This is a genomic window from Pseudomonas sp. RW409, assembly GCF_003184125.1.
GTDB lineage: Bacteria > Pseudomonadota > Gammaproteobacteria > Pseudomonadales > Pseudomonadaceae > Aquipseudomonas > Aquipseudomonas chlororaphis_I.
In genome coordinates this window covers 385,076-401,896 of record NZ_QHHP01000040.1, presented here as the reverse complement: position 1 = coordinate 401,896, position 16,821 = coordinate 385,076, and the positions used below count along the sequence as shown (strand labels likewise).

The window sequence follows — 16,821 nt, the reverse complement described above, 5'->3', positions numbered from 1 at the left end:
GGTTGAGCATCAGGCTTTGCGTCCCAGCATACGAGCCAGGGTCGCGTCACGATCGATAAAGTGGTGTTTCAAAGCGGCCAGAGCATGCACTCCGGCAAAGATCACCAGGGCCCAGGCCAGGTACAGATGCACCTCGCCGGCCACATCCGCCTGGTCCGGCAGTCCGGAAACCAGGGCGGGAATTTCAAACAGGCCAAACACCGGGATCCCGACACCGTCTGCGGTGGAAATCAGGTAACCGGCAATCATCACAGCGAACAGACTGAGATACAGGAAGGCATGGCCGAAGGTGGCGCCCAGGCGCGTCAGGCGACCGTGGTTGGCCGGTGCCGGTGGCGGCGGGCTGACAAAGCGCCACAGCACCCGCAGCAGCATGACCGCGAACAGCGTCAAGCCAATGCTTTTGTGCAGGTCCGGCGCATCTTTGCGCCAGGCACTGTAGTAATCCAGGCCGACCATCCACAGGCCCAGGGCGAACAATCCAAAGACTGCCAGCGCCACACTCCAGTGCAGGAAAATGCTTACCCAGCCATAGCGGGAAGAAGAGTTACGTAGCTGCATCACTTAAATCCTGTAAGAACTGCTGCCCAAGACTATCGATTTAACTATCGAATTAAAGCGGAAATTTTCGCTTTGAAATATCGAGAAATACGATGTTGATCCTACGAACACTAAATTAACCAGGCATTAAGGTCTACGTGGGGAAAACGTGACAGACCGTCCTGCGGCCGCGATCAATTCGCCCTTCCAGGCATGCAATGGGTTGTGACACGGCCTGGCATTGCATAGGCTTGCGCGATTGTTTGCTCGCGTACTTAGAGCCGCCTCCAGGAGACTGAACATGGGCCTCAACAACCAGTGGATGCAACGCGATCTCGCGGTGTTATGGCATCCCTGCACCCAGATGAAAGACCACGAGCAGCTGCCGCTGATCCCGATCAAGCGCGGCGAAGGCGTGTGGCTGGAGGACTTCGAAGGCAAGCGCTACCTCGACGCGGTCAGCTCCTGGTGGGTCAACGTATTCGGCCACGCCAACCCGCGCATCAACCAGCGCATCAAGGATCAGGTCGATCAGCTGGAGCACGTGATCCTCGCCGGCTTCAGCCATCAGCCGGTGATCGAGCTGTCCGAGCGCCTGGTGAAAATGACCCCCGAAGGCCTGACCCGCTGCTTCTATGCCGACAACGGCTCGTCGTGCATCGAAGTGGCGATGAAGATGAGCTTCCACTACTGGTTCAACCGCGGCCAGAAGGACAAGAAGCGCTTCGTCACCCTGACCAACAGCTACCACGGCGAAACCATCGCCGCGATGTCGGTGGGCGATGTGCCGCTGTTCACCGAGACCTACAAGGCCCTGCTGCTGGACACCCTCAAGGTGCCGAGCCCGGATTGCTACCTGCGCCCCGAAGGCATGAGCTGGGAAGAACACTCGCGCAACATGTTCGTGGCCATGGAGCAGACCCTGGCGGAACACCACGCCACCCTCGCCGCGGTGATAGTCGAGCCGCTGATCCAGGGCGCCGGCGGCATGCGCATGTATCACCCGGTGTACCTCAAGCTGCTGCGCGAGGCCTGCGACCGCTACGGCGTGCACCTGATCTTTGATGAGATCGCCGTCGGCTTCGGCCGCACCGGCACGATGTTCGCCTGCGAACAGGCCGGCATCCGCCCGGACTTCCTCTGCCTGTCCAAGGCCCTGACCGGCGGCTACCTGCCGCTGGCCGCATGCCTGACCACCGACGAGGTCTACAGCGCCTTCTACGACGACTACCCGACCCTGCGCGCCTTCCTCCACTCCCACAGCTACACCGGCAACCCGCTGGCCTGTGCGGCGGCGCTGGCGACCCTGGATATCTTCGAGCAGGACAACGTCATCGCGAACAACCGGGCGCTGGCCCAGCGCATGGCCAGCTCGACCGCGCACCTGGCGGACCACCCGCACGTCGCGGAAGTACGCCAGACCGGCATGGTGCTGGCCATCGAGATGGTCCAGGACAAGGCCAGCAAGACCGCCTACCCGTGGCAGGAACGCCGTGGCCTGAAAGTCTTCCAGCACGCCCTGGAGCGCGGCGCCCTGCTGCGCCCGCTGGGCAGCGTGGTGTATTTCCTGCCGCCCTACGTGATCACCCCGGAGCAGATCGACTTCCTCGCCGAGGTGGCCAGCGAAGGCATCGATATCGCCACCAGCGACAAGGTCAGCGTGGCGGTGCCCAAGGACTTCCACCCAGGCTTCCGCGATCCGGGCTGATAACCGCGCGAGCAAGCCCGCCCTCCGTAGGAGCGAGCTTGCTCGCGAAAAGCTCCGACTGACTAACACCGATCCAGAATTTTCCCCAGAGAACCACCATGAGACTGTCCCGCTTCTTTATCGACGCCCCCCTGAGCCTCGGCGAGCACGAACTGCCGGAAGCCCAGGCCCACTACATCGGGCGCGTGCTGCGCATGGCCGAGGGCGACGCGCTGCAGCTGTTCGACGGTTCGGGCAACGAATTTCGCGGCACCCTGCTGGAAGTCGGCAAGAAACGCGTGGTGGTCCGGCTCGATGAAAGCTTCGCCGGGCAGGTCGAGTCGCCGCTGCAGATCCACCTCGGCCAGGGCCTGTCCCGGGGCGAGCGCATGGACTGGGCGATTCAGAAAGCTACCGAGCTGGGAGTGAATGAAATCACCCCGATCTTCAGCGAGCGCTGCGAAGTGCGGCTCAAGGACGAACGCGCCGACAAGCGCCTGGCCCACTGGCGCCAGGTGGCTGTCAGCGCCTGCGAACAATGCGGGCGCTCGCGGGTGCCGGTGATTCATCCGCCAGTGCTGCTGGCCGACTGGATCAAGCAGACCCAGGCCGACCTCAAGCTGGTGCTGCACCCGGTGGCCGAGCCGCTGGTGAGCCACGCCAAGCCTGCGACCCTGGCATTCCTGATCGGCCCGGAAGGCGGTTTGTCCGACACCGAAGTGGACCAGGCCCAGGACGTGGGCTTCCTGCCGGCGCGCCTCGGCCCGCGGGTGCTGCGCACCGAAACCGCGCCGGTGGTAGCGCTGGCCGTGGCGCAGCAACTCTGGGGCGACTTCTAACCCCTTCTGTAGGAGCGAGCTTGCTCGCGAAAAACGGACTCAGCCAACGTAATTTCCACGTCCGGACGATCCAATCGCGAGCAAGCTCGCTCCTACGGAGGGGCCGATCACTCCACCGGATCGCTCACCGGCTTGGCGATGATGGCCTTCAACTCGCTGGTCATCGGAAATTCCAGGTTCAGGCCCTTGGGTGGAATCGGTTGTTCGAACCAGCGCTGGTAGATCCCGTTGATCTCCCCGGAGCGGTACAGGTCCGCCAGGGTGCTGTTCACCAGTTCCAGGAACTGCGGATCGTCCTTGCGCACCATGCAGCTGTAGATTTCCCGCGACTGCTCCTCGCCGACCACCACCCAGTTGTGCGGATCGCGGGCCTTGGCCCGTTCGCCGTAGAGCAGTGCGTCGTCCATGTAGAACGCCGCGGCGCGACCCGATTGCAGCATCTGGAAGGCTTCGCCGTGATCCTTGGCGCTGATCACGAACATGTCGATCTTGTGCTCGACGTTGTAGCTCTTGAGGAAGCGCTCGTTGGTGGTGCCGGCGGTGGTCACCACGTTCTTGCCGCGCAGGTCGGCGAAACGCTTGATCCCGCTGTCCCTGGCGGTCAGCAACTGGCCTTTGACGTAGATGAAGCCGTAGGAAAACGCCACCTGCTTCTGCCGTTCGGCGGTCACTCCGGTGGAGCCGCATTCCAGGTCCACGGTGCCGTTCTGCACCAGCGGAATGCGCGTCTGCGACGTCACCAGGTTGTACTTCACTGCCAGTTGCGGCAGCGCCAGCTTGTGGCGGATGCGCTCGACGACCTTGCTCGCCAGGTCCACCGAGTAGCCCATGGGTTTGCCGCTGTTGTCACCCACGTAGGAAAACGGCACCGACGCATCGCGATAACCCAGGGTAATACTGCCGGCATTGGCGATCTTGCCCAGGGTGCCGGTCAGCGGCGCCTCGCTGGCGTACAGCGGGGAGCCGAGCAACAGGCCCAGGGTGCAGCCGAGCAACGTGATTTTTTGCATTGTTATTCTCCGTTGTGGGTGAAGGCGTTAGCGGCGAACCGCGATGACAGTGATTTCCACCAGGATTTCCGGACGCGCCAGCGCGGCCTGCACGGTGGTGCGGCTCGGCGCCTGGCCCGGGGACAGCCAGGCCGACCAGACCTCGTTCACCGCGGCAAAGTCCTGCTGGATGTCTTTCAGGTAGAGGGTCGCACTGAGCAGATGATCCTTGTCGCTGCCGGCCTCGGCCAGCAGGGCGTCGATCTTCGCCAGCACTTCGCGGGTCTGGCCGGCGGCATCGGTGGCCGGGCCCGGCACCTGGCCGGACAGGAACAGCAGATCGGCAAAGCTCACGACAGCGCTGAGGCGGTCATTGCTGTGGAGACGCTGGATGGTCATGGGACAACTCCTTGTACGCGGAAGAAATCAGGCGGCATGGGGCGCGAGGCCCTGCATGTCGATGGAAGGACGGCGCTGGCCGATCAGCTCGGCCAACAGCCGCCCGCTGCCACAGGCCAGGGTGAACCCCAGGGCGCCGTGGCCGAGGTTGAGCCACAGGTTGCGGTAGCCGGTGGCGCCAATCAGCGGTACGCCGCTGGGGGTCGCCGGGCGCATGCCGGCCCACTCGATGGCGGCATCGTAGTCGCCAGCGTTGGCGAAGGTTTCCCGGGCCTGGCGCTGCATCAGGGCCAGGCGCTTGGGGTCCAGGGACGGGTCGAAACCGACGATATCGACCATGGCCGCCACTCGCAGCTGCTGGCCGATCCGCGCGTAGACGATCTTGCGGTTGTAGTCGGTGATGCTGATCTCCGGCGCCCGGTGCCCCGCGCCGATCGGCACGCTGAGGCTGTAGCCCTTGAGTGGATACAGCGGCAGCTTCAGCCCGGGCAGCGCCAGCTCGCCACTGCGATGGCCGGCGGCGAGTATCAGTTGGTCCACCGCCAGCACCTCGGCGCCCAGCTCGATGGCCTGCACCTGGCCGCCCGCCTGACGAATACCGGTGACCTGGCGCCCCGTCAGCAGCTGGCAGCGACCGGAAGCCTGCAGCCGCGCCACCAGTTGCTGGCAGAAGGCGTGACAGTCGGCCACCTCTTCGTCCGGGGTGAAGATGCCGCCGACAAAGGGCGCGCCGCCGAGGGTCGGCTCCAGTTGTGCGCATTCGCCAGCGGACAACACCTGTTGCTGGCGCGGATCGGCCAGTCCATGGCGGGCATGCTCGAAACTGGCGGTTTCGCGGAAAGTCACCAGCTTGCCGTTACGCCGCCAGTGAAAACCCTCGAGCCGATCCTCCTCGCGCCAGCGCTGCAAGGTGGCCTGGCTCAGCAGCGCCAGGCGCAGCAGGTGAGCACCGTTGCGCCGGTTGACCGAGCCGCGGCAGGCCGCCAGGAACCCGGCCATCCAGCGCCACTGCGCCGGGTCCAGGCGCGGGCGCAGCTTCAGCGGCGAATCGCCCCGCAGCATCCAGCCCAGCGCCTGCCAGGGCACGCCGGCATCGGCCAGCGGCGCCACGTAGCGGTACGACAGTTGGCCGCCGTTGGCGAAGCTGGTCTGGCTGGCGAAGGATTCGCGCGCCTCCACCAGGCTGACGTCGAACCCCTCGCGAACCAGGGCGTAGGCGCTGGCCAGGCCAATGACCCCGCCGCCGATGATGCAAACCCGCTGTGCCATGTCAGTCCTTAAACCTTGTTGAGCGGGCTTCAGGTTAGGACCAGGTGACAGGCCCGGGACAATGAATAAAGATGGACCACCCATAAACAAAGGTTATGGAATCATCATGCGACTGCGCCATATCGAGATTTTCCAGGCCATCCGCCAGACCGGCTCGATCAGCGGCGCGGCGCAACTGCTGCACGTCTCCCAGCCAGCGGTGACCAAGGTCTTGCAGCACGCCGAGCAGCAGCTGGGGTTCCCGCTGTTCCTGCGGGTCAAGGGCAAGTTGCAGGCCACCCCGGAAGCCCTGGAGCTGGAGCGCGAAGTCGACAAGGTCAGCGAAAGCCTGCAAGGGGTGCGACGCCTGGCCCAGAGCCTGCGCCGCGAGCCGGGCCACAGCCTGCGGATCGGCGCCACGCCGGCGCTGGCCCTGTCCTTGCTGCCGCCGGCCATCAACCAGTGGACCCGACGCTACCCGGACATCGTCTGCGAGCTGTCCAGCGCCCACAGCCGGGAGCTGGTGCAGAACCTGCTGATGCGCGAGATCGATGTGGCCCTGACCCTGCAACGCCCGGATCATCCGGGGCTGACCGCCCAGGCCCTGGCCAGCGGGGTGCTGGTGGCGCTGGCGCCGCTGGATTACTGGCCCCAGGCGGCCAGGGGCACCCCGCTGCCCTTGATGGAATTGGCGGGGGCGCCCTTGATCGGCCTGTCCAGCGCCGACCCGCTGGCGGCGAAACTCGACGGTTACCTGAAAGCCGTGGAGCCGGCGCCCCGGGTCAGCATTGCCGTGCAGACCTACTCCCTGGCCCGGGCCATGGTCGAATCCGGGGCCGGGCTGGCGGTGATCGACCCCTTCACCGCCCTAGGCGCCTCCCCCGCCAGCACCGCGATTCGCCCGCTGACCCCGGCGCTGCCGATCACCCTGTATGCCGTGACCCGCGCGGCGGAGGCGCTTCCCCATACCTTGAGCAGCCTGCTGGAGATCTTCGGCGGCCGGGCGCAGGAACAGCTGGATCGGTTGATGACCGGGGATTGAGGCGGCCCTACCGGGCCTTGTCGCGAGCAATCGAGCGTCGACCGGCTGCTCCTACAGAAGCACCTCGTACCTGTAGGAGCGAGCTTGCTCGCGATGAACGATAACGCGGTCGCCCGTCACAACACGTAGAAAAAGATCGCCACAAAGTGCAGCAAACTGCCGGCGATCACGAACAGGTGCCAGATCCCGTGGGCGTGGCGCAAACGGCTGTCGAGGGCGAAGAAGATGATGCCGACGGTGTAGAGCACCCCGCCCGAGGCCAGCCAGGCAAAGCCGGCGGGGCCCAGGGCCGCCAGCAGCGGCTTGACCGCCACCAGCACGATCCAGCCCATCACCGCGTAGATCACGATGGACAGGATGCGCGCCTCGGAGCGCGGCTTGATCTCCTGCAGGATGCCGATCAGCGCCAGCCCCCAGACGATCCCAAACAGCGTCCAGCCCCAGGGCCCGCGCAGGGTCACCAGGCAGAACGGCGTATAGCTGCCGGCGATCAGCAGGTAGATCGAGAAGTGATCGACCTTCTGCATGATGCTTTTCGCCCGCCCGCGCACGCTGTGGTACAGGGTCGAGGCGCTGTACAGCACCAGCAAGGTGAAGCCGTAGATCGCCACGCTGACGATTTTCCACGGGCTGCCGTCGAGGCTGGCCAACACCAGCAGCCAGATTCCCCCGACCAGTGCCGCAATCGCTCCCACCAGATGCGTCCAGGCGTTGAGTCTTTCCCCGTGATACATGTGTCACTCACCTCCCAAGGCGGAAAATCTGCGCAAGGCTCAGGCCTATAGCCTGAAAGCGCAATGTTTGCGAATAAAGCTATGGACGAAAAAACCTCCAGCCAAGTCATGACCCGGCAGGCACAATCGGAGCATTCGAATAAGAGCGCCCATCATGCTGATCGATGAAGAGTTGACCCTGAAAAAGCTCGAAGTGTTTCTGGCGTTCATGCGCACCGGCAACCTGGCGCGCGCCGCCGCCGAGTTGCAGACCAGCAATGTCAGCGTGCACCGGGCCATTCACTCCCTGGAAAGCGCCCTGCGCTGCCCGCTGTTCAAGCATGAAGGACGCAACCTGACGCCGCTGGAGAGCGCCTTCGTCCTCGAAGAACGGGCACAGAAGCTGATCCAGGACGTGCTCGAAAGCGTGCGCCTGACCCGCGAAGCCGCCGGGTTCTCGGCGGAGCGCTTCAAGCTCGGCTCCCTGTATTCATTGACGGTGAAGACCGTGCCGCAGCTGATCATGGGCCTGAAACTGCGCCGCAGCGAGCTGAATATCGACCTGATCCTCGGTTCCAACATCGACCTGTTGTACAAGCTGAAGAACATGGAAGTCGACGCGATCCTGGTATCGCTGGACGACAGCGTCAGTGACCCGGACTGCGAGCAGATCCCGCTGTTTTCCGACGACATCTTCCTCGCCACGCCGGCCGATTCGCCGTTCGCCCAGCAGGCGGAAGTCGACCTCAGCGATGTGCGCGACGCGACCTTCATCACCCTGACCCAGGGTTTCGCCACCCATCAGGACGGCGTGCGGGTGTTCAAGCAGGCGGGGTTCGAGCCGAAGGTGGCGATGCAGGTCAACGACATCTTCACCCTGCTGAGCATGGTCAGCTCGGGGGTGGGCTATGCCCTGCTGCCGGGAAGGATTGCCGCGGTGTACGAAAACCGCGTGAAACTGATTCCGCTGCAGGCGCGCTACCGGCTGCAACAGCATATCGGCGTGGTATTCCTCAAGGCCAAGGAGCGCGACCCGAACCTGCTGGCGTTGCTGGCGGAGTGCCGGATGTATGCCAATCGGCAAGACACATAACGCGCGGTGTTTACAAGAACGCTATCGCGAGCAAGCTCGCTCCTACAGGGGATCACACCGTACCTGTAGGAGCGAGCTTGCTCGCGATGAGGCCAGCCGCCCTACCCCACCAACCCACGCACGATGAAGAACAGCAACGAAGGCCCGAGCAGGCAACCCAGCCCGGTATGGAAGGTCGCGGTCAGCGCGCCGTAGGGCACCAGGCGCCGGTCGGTCGCCGCCAGGCCCGCGGTCACCCCGCTGACGGTGCCGGCCAGGCCACCGAAGACCATCGCCGAACGCGGGTTGTCCAGGCCCATCCAGCGCGCCGCCATGGGCGTGCCGACCATCACCAGGATCGCCTTGATCAGCCCCGTGGCGATGGACAGCGCCACCACATCGGAACTGGCGCCGATCGCCGCCCCGGTCACCGGGCCGACAATGTAGGTCACCGCGCCGGCGCCGATGGTGGTCATGCTCACCGCATCGCGATAGCCGAAGGCCCAGGCGATGCTCGCGCCGACAATGAACGGCAGCACCGTGCCGAGAAACAGCGCGATGGCGCCGATCATCCCGGCCTTGCGCGCCTCGGTGGCCTGCACTTCGAAGGCCGTGGCGACAATCGCGAAGTCCCGCAGCATGGCGCCGCCCATCAGGCCGATGCCGGAGAACAGCGCCAGGTCCGCCAGGCCCTTTTGCCCACCGGTGATGGTGCCGCCGACCCAGGCCAGCACAAGGCCGATGACGATGGCGATGGCCGAACCGTGTACCCGGCCGAACGTCAGGCGCTTGGACAGCAGCACCGAGACCCACATGATCACGCCGACGAAGGCGAAGGCGGTGACCAGGCCGTTGTGTTCCAGGCCTTTCTCGATCAGATCCCACATATCAGCGTCCCCCTGCCGCAGCGGCGCCAGGGGCGACACTGTCCGGTTCGTCCGGCAACGGTTCGCCTTTGTTGGTGCGGCTAATCAGGGCGATGGTGCCACCACAGAGCAGCACCGAACCGATGGCCGCCAGTACCGCCACCGGGCCGCCGTGCAGGGCGGTCACCACGTTCTGTTGCGCGGCCATGGCCACCACCACCGGGATGTACATGGCGCCCCAGAAGCCGACGCCCATCTCACAGTCCTTGGTCATGCCACCGTGCCTGTGCATCCACAGCCGCGCGCAGATCAGCAGGATCATGGCGATGCCCACCCCGCCGACGTTGGATTTCACCCCCAGCAGGACGCCGAGCATGTCACCGATAATCACCCCTGCCAGCGTACAGATCGCCAGCAGCGCCACACCGTAAATAATCATTGTTGTAGTCCTCAAAGTGCATCGTCGAAGTTGTTGTTCTTGTGCTTCGCCAGCTTGAGTCGGTGTCTAGGGTTGGCGGCTTCCCTCCTCACGCAACAGCGCTTGCAGGGTGTCGAGCCGGGCACCGTCACAGGCAATCACGGTGCCTTGCTCGAACACCCGGCGCGCCAGAGCGGTCAACACCGCACCGGGCGGCAGTTCGATCTGTAGCCGCACGCCGCGCTCGTAGGCGCTTTGCACGGTGCCGCTCCAATCCACCACCCGGCACATGTTGAAGGCCAGGTCGTCGCGCAACTGCTCTGGCGTGCGCAGCGGCCGCGCGCGGCTGCCGCTCAGGTAACCCAGGCGCGGCGGCTGCAGCGTCACCCTGGAGAAGGCCACGGCCAGGACCTGGGCCGGCTGCTCCAGCAGCGGGCAATGGGACGGCACGCTGACCGCCAGGCGCTTGGCCACCCCGACACCGCAACTCCGGGCCAGCTCGGCGACCTGGGCCATGGCGGCATCGCTGCCGGCGATCACCACCTGGCTATCGGCATTGATATTGGCCAGGTACACCGGGTTGTCCGGGCTGTGCACCCGGGCCAGCAAGGCCTCCACCGTCGCCAGTTCCAGGCCGATGATCGCGGTCATGCCATAACCCTGTGGATAGGCCTGCTGCATCAGCTCGCCGCGCAGGCTGACCAGACGCAGCGCATCGCCAAAATCCAGGGCCCCGGCCACCACCGCGGCGGGATAGGCGCCAATCGACAGGCCCGCCACGTAATCCGCGCCCGGTCCATTTTCCAGCAGCACCCGGGCATTGGCCACGCCGGCGATCAGCAGGCACAGCTGCACCGCCCGGGTACTCGCCAGGGCCTGGGGCGAATCCAGGGCCAGGGCATCCTCGCCCAAGACTTCGCTGGCCTGTCGCAGGCAGGCGTCCGCCAGGGCGCTGGGCGGCAGGCGATGCAACATTCCCGGCTGCTGCGCGCCCTGGCCTGGAAACACCAGTAGGCTGCTCACGCCACCGGCTCCAGGGCCTGCCACGGATCGCTGACCAGACGCGCGCCACTGGCGCTTTTCAGCAGCACCCGCGCCGAAGTCCCGGCCCACTCGCGCAGAGCCACGGCGCCGTTGGGCGTCTGCAATTGCAGGTCCACCGGGCAAACGGCGGCGTCGAGCAGTGCCAGCAATGCCCGGGCCTCGGCCCGGTCCATGGGCTGCGCAGTGCGCAGGATCAGGTCCAGGTCGCTCTGCCGATGCAGCGCCGGCACGCCGCTGGCCAGTTCAAAACCGGCGCTGCCGCTGACACCCCAGGCGAGGCCAAGGGCATCCAAAGGTTCACGCAACCGGGCCAGTGCCTGGAGCGCTGGCCAGGCCCGCTCCGACTCGACATAACGCAGCTCTTCCGGCCGCACCCGGCGCTCGATGGCCGCCACCGCCATCAGCGTCCCGTAGCGCTGCTCGCGCAGCCGCCCACGCACGCCCACCGCCACCTGCCCGGCCGCGGCCACCGCACGACGCACCACCACCGGTTGCCCGGCAGCCATGGCCGTCACCGCCCAGGCCGGGGCATCGGCGGGCAACTGTTGCGGGGTCAGGCCCCACAGCAGGTCATGGGGCAGCAAGGCGCTGGTCATGGCGCTCACCACTGCTCGCGCAACAGCTGGCGGACCCGGCTGGAAGCGCCGCGATTGCTGGCCCCCAGGCGGCCCGACAGATCGCGGCCATGGGTACGCACATCGGCAATCGCCTGGCTCAGGCACTGCCGCACCTGGGCCAGATCGTCAGCGGTCGGTTGTTCGATCTGACTGACCGAGAGCGTCTCCCAGAGCAGACCAAGGCTGGCATAGCTGTCGATGTCATAGGCCATGGGCGGCACGCTGGCGGCCAGGGCCTCCAGTTCCTCGACGCTGCGCAGGGTGACCCGCGCCGCCGACACCTTGCCCATGGCGTGCACCATCACCCCCGGATCGCGCAGGGCGATCAGGCGGTTGGCCTGGTAACCGTGGGCCAGGAAGGCCCCGGACATGGCCTTGCCCACCAGCAGGCCGATCACCGGATGCCCGGCCAGCCGGGCCCGGGCATAACTGTCGGCGGCCGCGGCCAGGGCCTGATGAATGCCCAAGGCTTCTTCGCGACGCCCATAGGCCTGGCTCGGCACATCGACTATGGCGATCAGCCCACGCTTGACGCTCTGCTCGCGGTCGGCCTCGATCGCCTCGTCCACCGCCTTGGCCAGGCCCCAACCCTCCAGCAGGCCGACCTCACCGTTGCGGGCGCGCACAAAAGGGTTGGCCGGGTCGGCGACCACGGCGATAAAGCGCACCGGCTGCTGCTCCAGCGTGGCATCCGCCACTTTCAACGAGGCGGGCAAACCCGCTACCGGGGCGGCGCCCGCGCTCAGGGCCGTGAACCAATGCAGGCCCCGCAGGGAATAAACACTCATCAGTGGTCTCCTCGGTACAGCTGGCGAACCGTCGCCGGGTCGATCTGTGGGTGGGCGTCCAGCCGGGCCAGGCGTTGCAGGTACAACTCGGCCTGGCGGCTGCGCTGCTCGTCGGGCAACCCCTGGGCCAGCAGTTCGCCGACCTGTTGGCGGATCTGCGCCACGTCGTCGGCCACATAACGGTCCGCCAGGCCGCTGGCGAAACGCTGCTCGCCGCCGGTCAGGCTCCAGATAAAGGGCCGGTCGCGGGAGTCGTATTCCTCGAGGCCAGCTTCCTGCTCGATCACCTGCGGGCCGTTGAGGCCCAGCCGCGCCTCCTGGGTCACCAGCAGATAACTGCACAGCCCGGCGGCAATCGACATGCCGCCAAAACAGCCGACGCTGCCGGCCACCACGCCTATCACCGGCTGGTACTGGCGCAGGTCGACGATGGCCGCATGAATGTCGGCAATCGCCGCCAGCCCAAGGTTGGCTTCCTGCAGGCGCACGCCGCCGGTTTCCAGCAGCAACACGGCGCGGGTAGGAATGCCCTTGCGGTTGTCTTCGGCCGCCAGCTCCAGGGCGCCGGCAATCTTCGCCCCACCGACCTCGCCGAGGCTGCCGCCCTGGAACGCGCCTTCGATGGCGGCGATCACCACCGGCAGGCCGTCGATGCGGCCCTTGGCGATCACCACACCGTCATCGGCCTGGGGCACCACGCCCTGGCGGGCCAGCCACGGCGACATGACGCGCTGGAACGGATCGAGCAATTCGCGAAAGCTGCCAGCGTCCAGCAAGGCCTTGGCCCGCTGCCGGGCGCCGAGTTCGACGAAGCTGTGTTTGTTGAGCAAACGGGCGCTGTCAGTCATGGCCGATCTCCTCGAAACCCTGCTCCAGGCGCAAGCGCACCACGCCGGGGGTGGCGCCAAAATCATGGATATCGATGCTCAGGGCCGGCGGCGTCTGGCCGTCGAACATGCGCTCGAACAGATGCTGCCAGCGCGACGCGCTACCGTTGACCGAGGTCTGCACCTGAATGCTCAGCTTGCCGGGTTGCCCGGGTTCGAGCAGCACTTCCAGGTCGCCGGAGCCGACACAGCCCACCAGCGCCCGGCCCCGGGCGGGTTGCCCGGCGGGAAATTCGAAAGACAAGGTTTCCATCACACTGCTCCCTGGATAAAGGCGGCGCCGGAGGCGATCCGGTCGATCAGCAGGCAGGCCGCGAGCAAGTCCGCAGCGCCACCGGGCGAGGCATTCAAGGCCAGCAGGCACTGGTCCAGCTCATGCAGGCGGCGACGCCCGGCCAGGCTGGCGCTGCCGCCAGCGTCGAGCACCGCCTGGGCGCCCTGTTGCATGGCCTGCAGGCCTTCCTCACCGGCGCGATACAAAACGCAGGTGTCGGCCAGGCCGGTCATGATCGCCAGCAGCGCATCGAGCCGGGCGTTCTGTTCGCCATGCCCCTGGGCACGGCTGCGTTCGAGTTGCGGCAGGCCCCGTTGCAGCACCGCCGGAAAGCCCAGCTGGGCTTCTTCGCGGGCGCCACGCACGCCATAGCGCAGCGCCACTTGCGCGCCGTGGCTGAGGGGCCGCGGCGCGTAACGGTCGTCCAGCAGCGCCAGGCGCGCGGCCCGCAGGCACAGGGCGCCTGCCGTGTTGGCTTGAGGTTCCAGCGCGGCGGCGGCCACCAACAGGCCCAGGGCCCAGATCGCGCCACGATGGGTGTTCACCCCGTTGGTGGTAGCGAGCATCGCCGCTTCGCCTTCACGGCCGATGCGACCCAGGGCCTCGCGCAGGGGCAGGCCGACCGTGCCGAACTGGCTGGCGGCTTCGGCCATTTCCTTGAAGGCTGGCCACAGCGACAGGGCCGAGGCATGCATCAAGCCCAGGTGCAGGTCGCTGTGGGCGCCGTTACCACGACGGTCGACCAGGGCCGGTTTCGGCGACAGGTCGGCTTCGTCGATCAGCGCGTCCACCGCCAGGTCCGCCAGGCGCTCGGCCAGGCTCAGGGGTTTGCTTTGCAGGTTGAAGGCGTGCATTTACCAGCTCCTGAACTTGGCGGGCGGGTTGTACAGGCCACCCGACCACTCCACCAGATCGGCGACGCTTTTTGCCGCCAGCAGCTCGCGGCTGGCGTCGGTGCGGCGGATGCCGAGGTCTTCGGGCAGGGCGATCAGGCCTTCGCGGCGCATGCGCGCGGTGTCTTTCGGGTTGTGGCGCAGGCCGATGGCGGTCACCCCGGCCACCGCCGCGATCATCGCCTGGCGCTCTTCCAGGGAACGCGCCTTGTACAGGTAGGCGATGCCCTCCTCGGTCAGCAGGTGGGTGACGTCGTCGCCGTAGATCATGATCGGCGCCAGGGGCATGCCGCTCTTGCGTGCCACTTCCACGGCGTCGAGGGTTTCGACAAAGGTGGGTTTGCCGCCTTCCTGGAAGGTCTCGACCATCTGCACCACCAGCTTCTTGCCGCGTTCGAGCATCGGTTGCGGCGAGTCGTCATGGCGCATGTCGAGCCAGGCCGGAGTACCGTGGCGCCGGCCGCGAGGATCGTGGCCCATGTTCGGCGCACCGCCGAAACCGGCCAGGCGGCCGCGGGTCACGGTGGAGGAATGGCCATCGCCATCGACCTGCAGGGTGGCGCCGATAAACAGGTCCACCGCGTATTGCCCGGCCAGCTGGCAGAACATCCGGTTGGAGCGCAACGAGCCGTCGCGCCCGGTGAAGAACACATCCGGCCGCGCGGCGATGTAGTTTTCCATGCCCAGTTCGGTACCGAAGCAATGCACGCTTTCCACCCAGCCGCTTTCGATGGCCGGGATCAGGGTCGGATGGGGGTTGAGGGTCCAGTTGCGGCAGATCTTGCCTTTCAGGCCCAGGGATTCGCCGTAGGTCGGCAGGATCAGCTCGATGGCCGCGGTGTTGAAGCCGATGCCGTGGTTCAGCGACTGGACCTTGTGTTTTTCGTAGATGCCGCGGATTGCCATCATCGCCATCAGCACGTGCACCGGCTTGATATGGCGCGGGTCGCGGGTGAACAGCGGCTCGATGTAGAACGGCTTGTCGGCCACCACCACGAAATCGACCCAGGACGCCGGGATATCCACCCGCGGCAACTCGCTGACGTCGTCCACCAACTGGTTGACCTGGACGATGACGATGCCATCGCTGAACGCCGCCGGCTCGATCAGCGCCGGGGTGTCTTCGGTGCTCGGGCCGGTATAGATGTTGCCCGCGCGGTCGGCCATAAAGCCGGCCGAGAGCACCACGTTGGGGATCAGGTCCACCACCAACCGCGCATAGAGCTCGATGTAGGTATGGATCGCGCCGATTTCCAGCAGGCCGTCTTCCAGCAGCTGGCTGATGCGCAGGCTCTGGGTGCCGGCGAAGGAGAAATCGAGCTTGCGGGCGATGCCGCGTTCGAACAGGTCCAGGTGCTCCGAGCGGCCGACGCTGGGCATGATCATGTGCAGATCATGCAAGCGGCCCGGGTCGGCCTTGGCCAGGGAGCGGGACAGGAAGTCCGCCTGCTTCTGGTTGTTGCCCTCCAGCACCACACGGTCGCCGGGCAGAATCAACGCCTCCAGCGCCGCGACTATCTTGTCGGTGGGCAACACCGCGCCATCGGCGAGACCCCGCACCTGCTCGAGACGCCGCTGCTTTTCAGCGCGCCGCCGCGTCCAGCGCGAGTCGGGGGATATTGTTGTTGTCATGCTCACTCCACGGGTTCGCTGTCGTGGCAGCTACCTTAGGAGCGGAGGATGCGTAGCATCAATCAAGCAGAGTGGTGGATCGTTACGGTGAGGGTAATGATCGAAGGGCGCAGGCCTTCCCACCCACGCCCCATAAACAACCTTGCGCTTAACCTTCGAGCCGCCACTGCAATGCATCCAACGCATCGCAGCCATCCTGCAACAGCAGATGGGCCGCATTGACGATGTGATGCATGTCCTGGTCGTGAACACCCTTGAGGCTCAAGCAATTGAGACTGTGCATCAGTCGCGGGTGGCCTTGAAGCGCTGGACGGCACAGCCGTGCAGGTCGGATGCCGGGGCGTTGGGGTTGAGGTAGAGCACCGGGGTGGTGGTGAGATTGCTGTGTAGCGGGATGAACTCAGTCATGGGTCTAGCTCCTTGGCCGGTCGAGAAACAGGTTAAACAGCAGTTCCATACTTGTCTGTGCATGACCGTAAGTGAGAAAAGACAGCCCCGTCTTCGGAGACGTCTATAGGTCCGTGAACAAATTCGACCGGCTAAGATCGGCCACCGATGCGTCGGTGACAGCCCGGACTATGGAGTCCTGATACGTCTCCCAGCAATCGGCAAACTGTTGCCACTCTCTACGACTGAAATCTCTGTTAATACCCCAGCCCCCGTGTAGCCGCTGCCGAGCCATGGCGAGGCTGCGATAGGACCGAAGGTCCTCCAGCGGTCTCAAAACCCTGCGCCTGCTGCGCAGTCGATCGCAGCCTCGCAGGCTCGGCAGCGGCTACAGGGTTTCGCGCCGACCGGCAGGTCGCGTTTGGCTTTGGCTTTGGCTTTGGCTTTTGATCTTGATCTACCCGCCCCATCGGGAGGCTTCGTTCC

The 16,821-nt window shown here is 65.7% G+C and carries 18 protein-coding genes and 1 pseudogene; 4 read left to right on the top strand and 15 right to left on the bottom strand.

Annotation, left to right across the window (positions count from 1 at the left end; all coding sequences use genetic code 11):
* Positions 1–9 precede the first annotated feature (9 nt).
* On the bottom strand, positions 10–561 hold the full coding sequence (locus DK261_RS20425; protein WP_016704248.1) for a cytochrome b: 552 nt from the start codon (positions 559–561) through the stop codon (positions 10–12).
* 280 nt (positions 562–841) lie between these two features.
* Here DK261_RS20425 and DK261_RS20420 point away from each other — a divergent pair, with 280 nt between their 5' ends.
* The gene (locus DK261_RS20420) at positions 842–2,248 is read left to right on the top strand and encodes an adenosylmethionine--8-amino-7-oxononanoate transaminase (protein ID WP_009051288.1); all 1,407 of its coding nucleotides are present in this window, start codon (positions 842–844) and stop codon (positions 2,246–2,248) included.
* A 98-nt stretch (positions 2,249–2,346) separates the two neighbouring features.
* Positions 2,347–3,066 carry a 16S rRNA (uracil(1498)-N(3))-methyltransferase gene (locus tag DK261_RS20415; protein WP_110176229.1) on the top strand — a complete coding sequence of 240 codons (720 nt, stop codon included), beginning with the start codon at positions 2,347–2,349 and terminating at the stop codon, positions 3,064–3,066.
* 107 nt (positions 3,067–3,173) lie between these two features.
* Here DK261_RS20415 and DK261_RS20410 read toward each other — a convergent pair whose 3' ends face one another.
* Genes DK261_RS20410 through DK261_RS20400 form a run of 3 tightly spaced genes read right to left on the bottom strand, consistent with a single transcriptional unit; the run spans position 3,174 to position 5,723 of the window.
* Positions 3,174–4,076 carry a transporter substrate-binding domain-containing protein gene (locus DK261_RS20410; protein WP_016704251.1) on the bottom strand — a complete coding sequence of 301 codons (903 nt, stop codon included), beginning with the start codon at positions 4,074–4,076 and terminating at the stop codon, positions 3,174–3,176.
* Between the two features lie 27 nt (positions 4,077–4,103).
* Entirely contained in the window at positions 4,104–4,454 is a 351-nt protein-coding gene (locus DK261_RS20405; RefSeq protein WP_009051291.1) for a RidA family protein, read from the bottom strand.
* 27 nt (positions 4,455–4,481) lie between these two features.
* Complete coding sequence (locus DK261_RS20400) at positions 4,482–5,723, bottom strand: D-amino acid dehydrogenase (RefSeq protein ID WP_016704252.1); 1,242 nt, start codon at positions 5,721–5,723, stop codon at positions 4,482–4,484.
* A 106-nt stretch (positions 5,724–5,829) separates the two neighbouring features.
* Between DK261_RS20400 and DK261_RS20395 the strand changes: the two genes are divergently transcribed.
* Complete coding sequence (locus DK261_RS20395; RefSeq protein ID WP_009051293.1) at positions 5,830–6,744, top strand: LysR family transcriptional regulator; 915 nt, start codon at positions 5,830–5,832, stop codon at positions 6,742–6,744.
* 116 nt (positions 6,745–6,860) lie between these two features.
* Here DK261_RS20395 and DK261_RS20390 read toward each other — a convergent pair whose 3' ends face one another.
* Positions 6,861–7,478 (bottom strand): hemolysin III family protein, encoded by a 618-nt coding sequence (locus tag DK261_RS20390; protein WP_053281257.1) that lies wholly within the window; start codon positions 7,476–7,478, stop codon positions 6,861–6,863.
* Between the two features lie 154 nt (positions 7,479–7,632).
* On the opposite strand from DK261_RS20390, the gene DK261_RS20385 reads away from it, so the two are divergent.
* The gene (locus DK261_RS20385; protein ID WP_009051295.1) at positions 7,633–8,550 is read left to right on the top strand and encodes a LysR substrate-binding domain-containing protein; all 918 of its coding nucleotides are present in this window, start codon (positions 7,633–7,635) and stop codon (positions 8,548–8,550) included.
* Positions 8,551–8,651: 101 nt separating this feature from the next.
* Here DK261_RS20385 and madM read toward each other — a convergent pair whose 3' ends face one another.
* From madM to DK261_RS20335, 10 genes and pseudogenes are all read right to left on the bottom strand, one after another.
* Positions 8,652–9,416 (bottom strand): malonate transporter subunit MadM, encoded by a 765-nt coding sequence (madM, locus tag DK261_RS20380; protein WP_009051296.1) that lies wholly within the window; start codon positions 9,414–9,416, stop codon positions 8,652–8,654.
* 1 nt (position 9,417) lies between these two features.
* A complete protein-coding gene (gene madL / locus DK261_RS20375) occupies positions 9,418–9,834 on the bottom strand; it encodes a malonate transporter subunit MadL (RefSeq protein WP_028684174.1) in 417 nt (138 codons plus the stop codon).
* A 66-nt stretch (positions 9,835–9,900) separates the two neighbouring features.
* A complete protein-coding gene (gene mdcH / locus DK261_RS20370; protein ID WP_110176228.1) occupies positions 9,901–10,836 on the bottom strand; it encodes a malonate decarboxylase subunit epsilon in 936 nt (311 codons plus the stop codon).
* On the bottom strand, positions 10,833–11,453 hold the full coding sequence (locus DK261_RS20365; protein ID WP_028684172.1) for a malonate decarboxylase holo-ACP synthase: 621 nt from the start codon (positions 11,451–11,453) through the stop codon (positions 10,833–10,835). Before DK261_RS20365 ends, mdcH begins: the two co-directional genes overlap by 4 nt.
* Positions 11,454–11,458: 5 nt before the next feature.
* Complete coding sequence (mdcE, locus tag DK261_RS20360) at positions 11,459–12,265, bottom strand: biotin-independent malonate decarboxylase subunit gamma (protein ID WP_177411724.1); 807 nt, start codon at positions 12,263–12,265, stop codon at positions 11,459–11,461.
* Complete coding sequence (locus DK261_RS20355) at positions 12,262–13,110, bottom strand: biotin-independent malonate decarboxylase subunit beta (RefSeq protein WP_041984910.1); 849 nt, start codon at positions 13,108–13,110, stop codon at positions 12,262–12,264. Before DK261_RS20355 ends, mdcE begins: the two co-directional genes overlap by 4 nt.
* Positions 13,103–13,402 (bottom strand): malonate decarboxylase subunit delta, encoded by a 300-nt coding sequence (locus DK261_RS20350; protein WP_007932573.1) that lies wholly within the window; start codon positions 13,400–13,402, stop codon positions 13,103–13,105. The genes DK261_RS20355 and DK261_RS20350 overlap by 8 nt, the downstream gene beginning before the upstream one ends.
* A complete protein-coding gene (locus DK261_RS20345) occupies positions 13,402–14,277 on the bottom strand; it encodes a triphosphoribosyl-dephospho-CoA synthase (protein ID WP_110176226.1) in 876 nt (291 codons plus the stop codon). Before DK261_RS20345 ends, DK261_RS20350 begins: the two co-directional genes overlap by 1 nt.
* Complete coding sequence (mdcA, locus tag DK261_RS20340; RefSeq protein WP_016704260.1) at positions 14,278–15,948, bottom strand: malonate decarboxylase subunit alpha; 1,671 nt, start codon at positions 15,946–15,948, stop codon at positions 14,278–14,280.
* Positions 15,949–16,096: 148 nt separating this feature from the next.
* A pseudogene (locus tag DK261_RS20335) lies at positions 16,097–16,356 on the bottom strand (hypothetical protein).
* Positions 16,357–16,821: the final 465 nt, after the last annotated feature.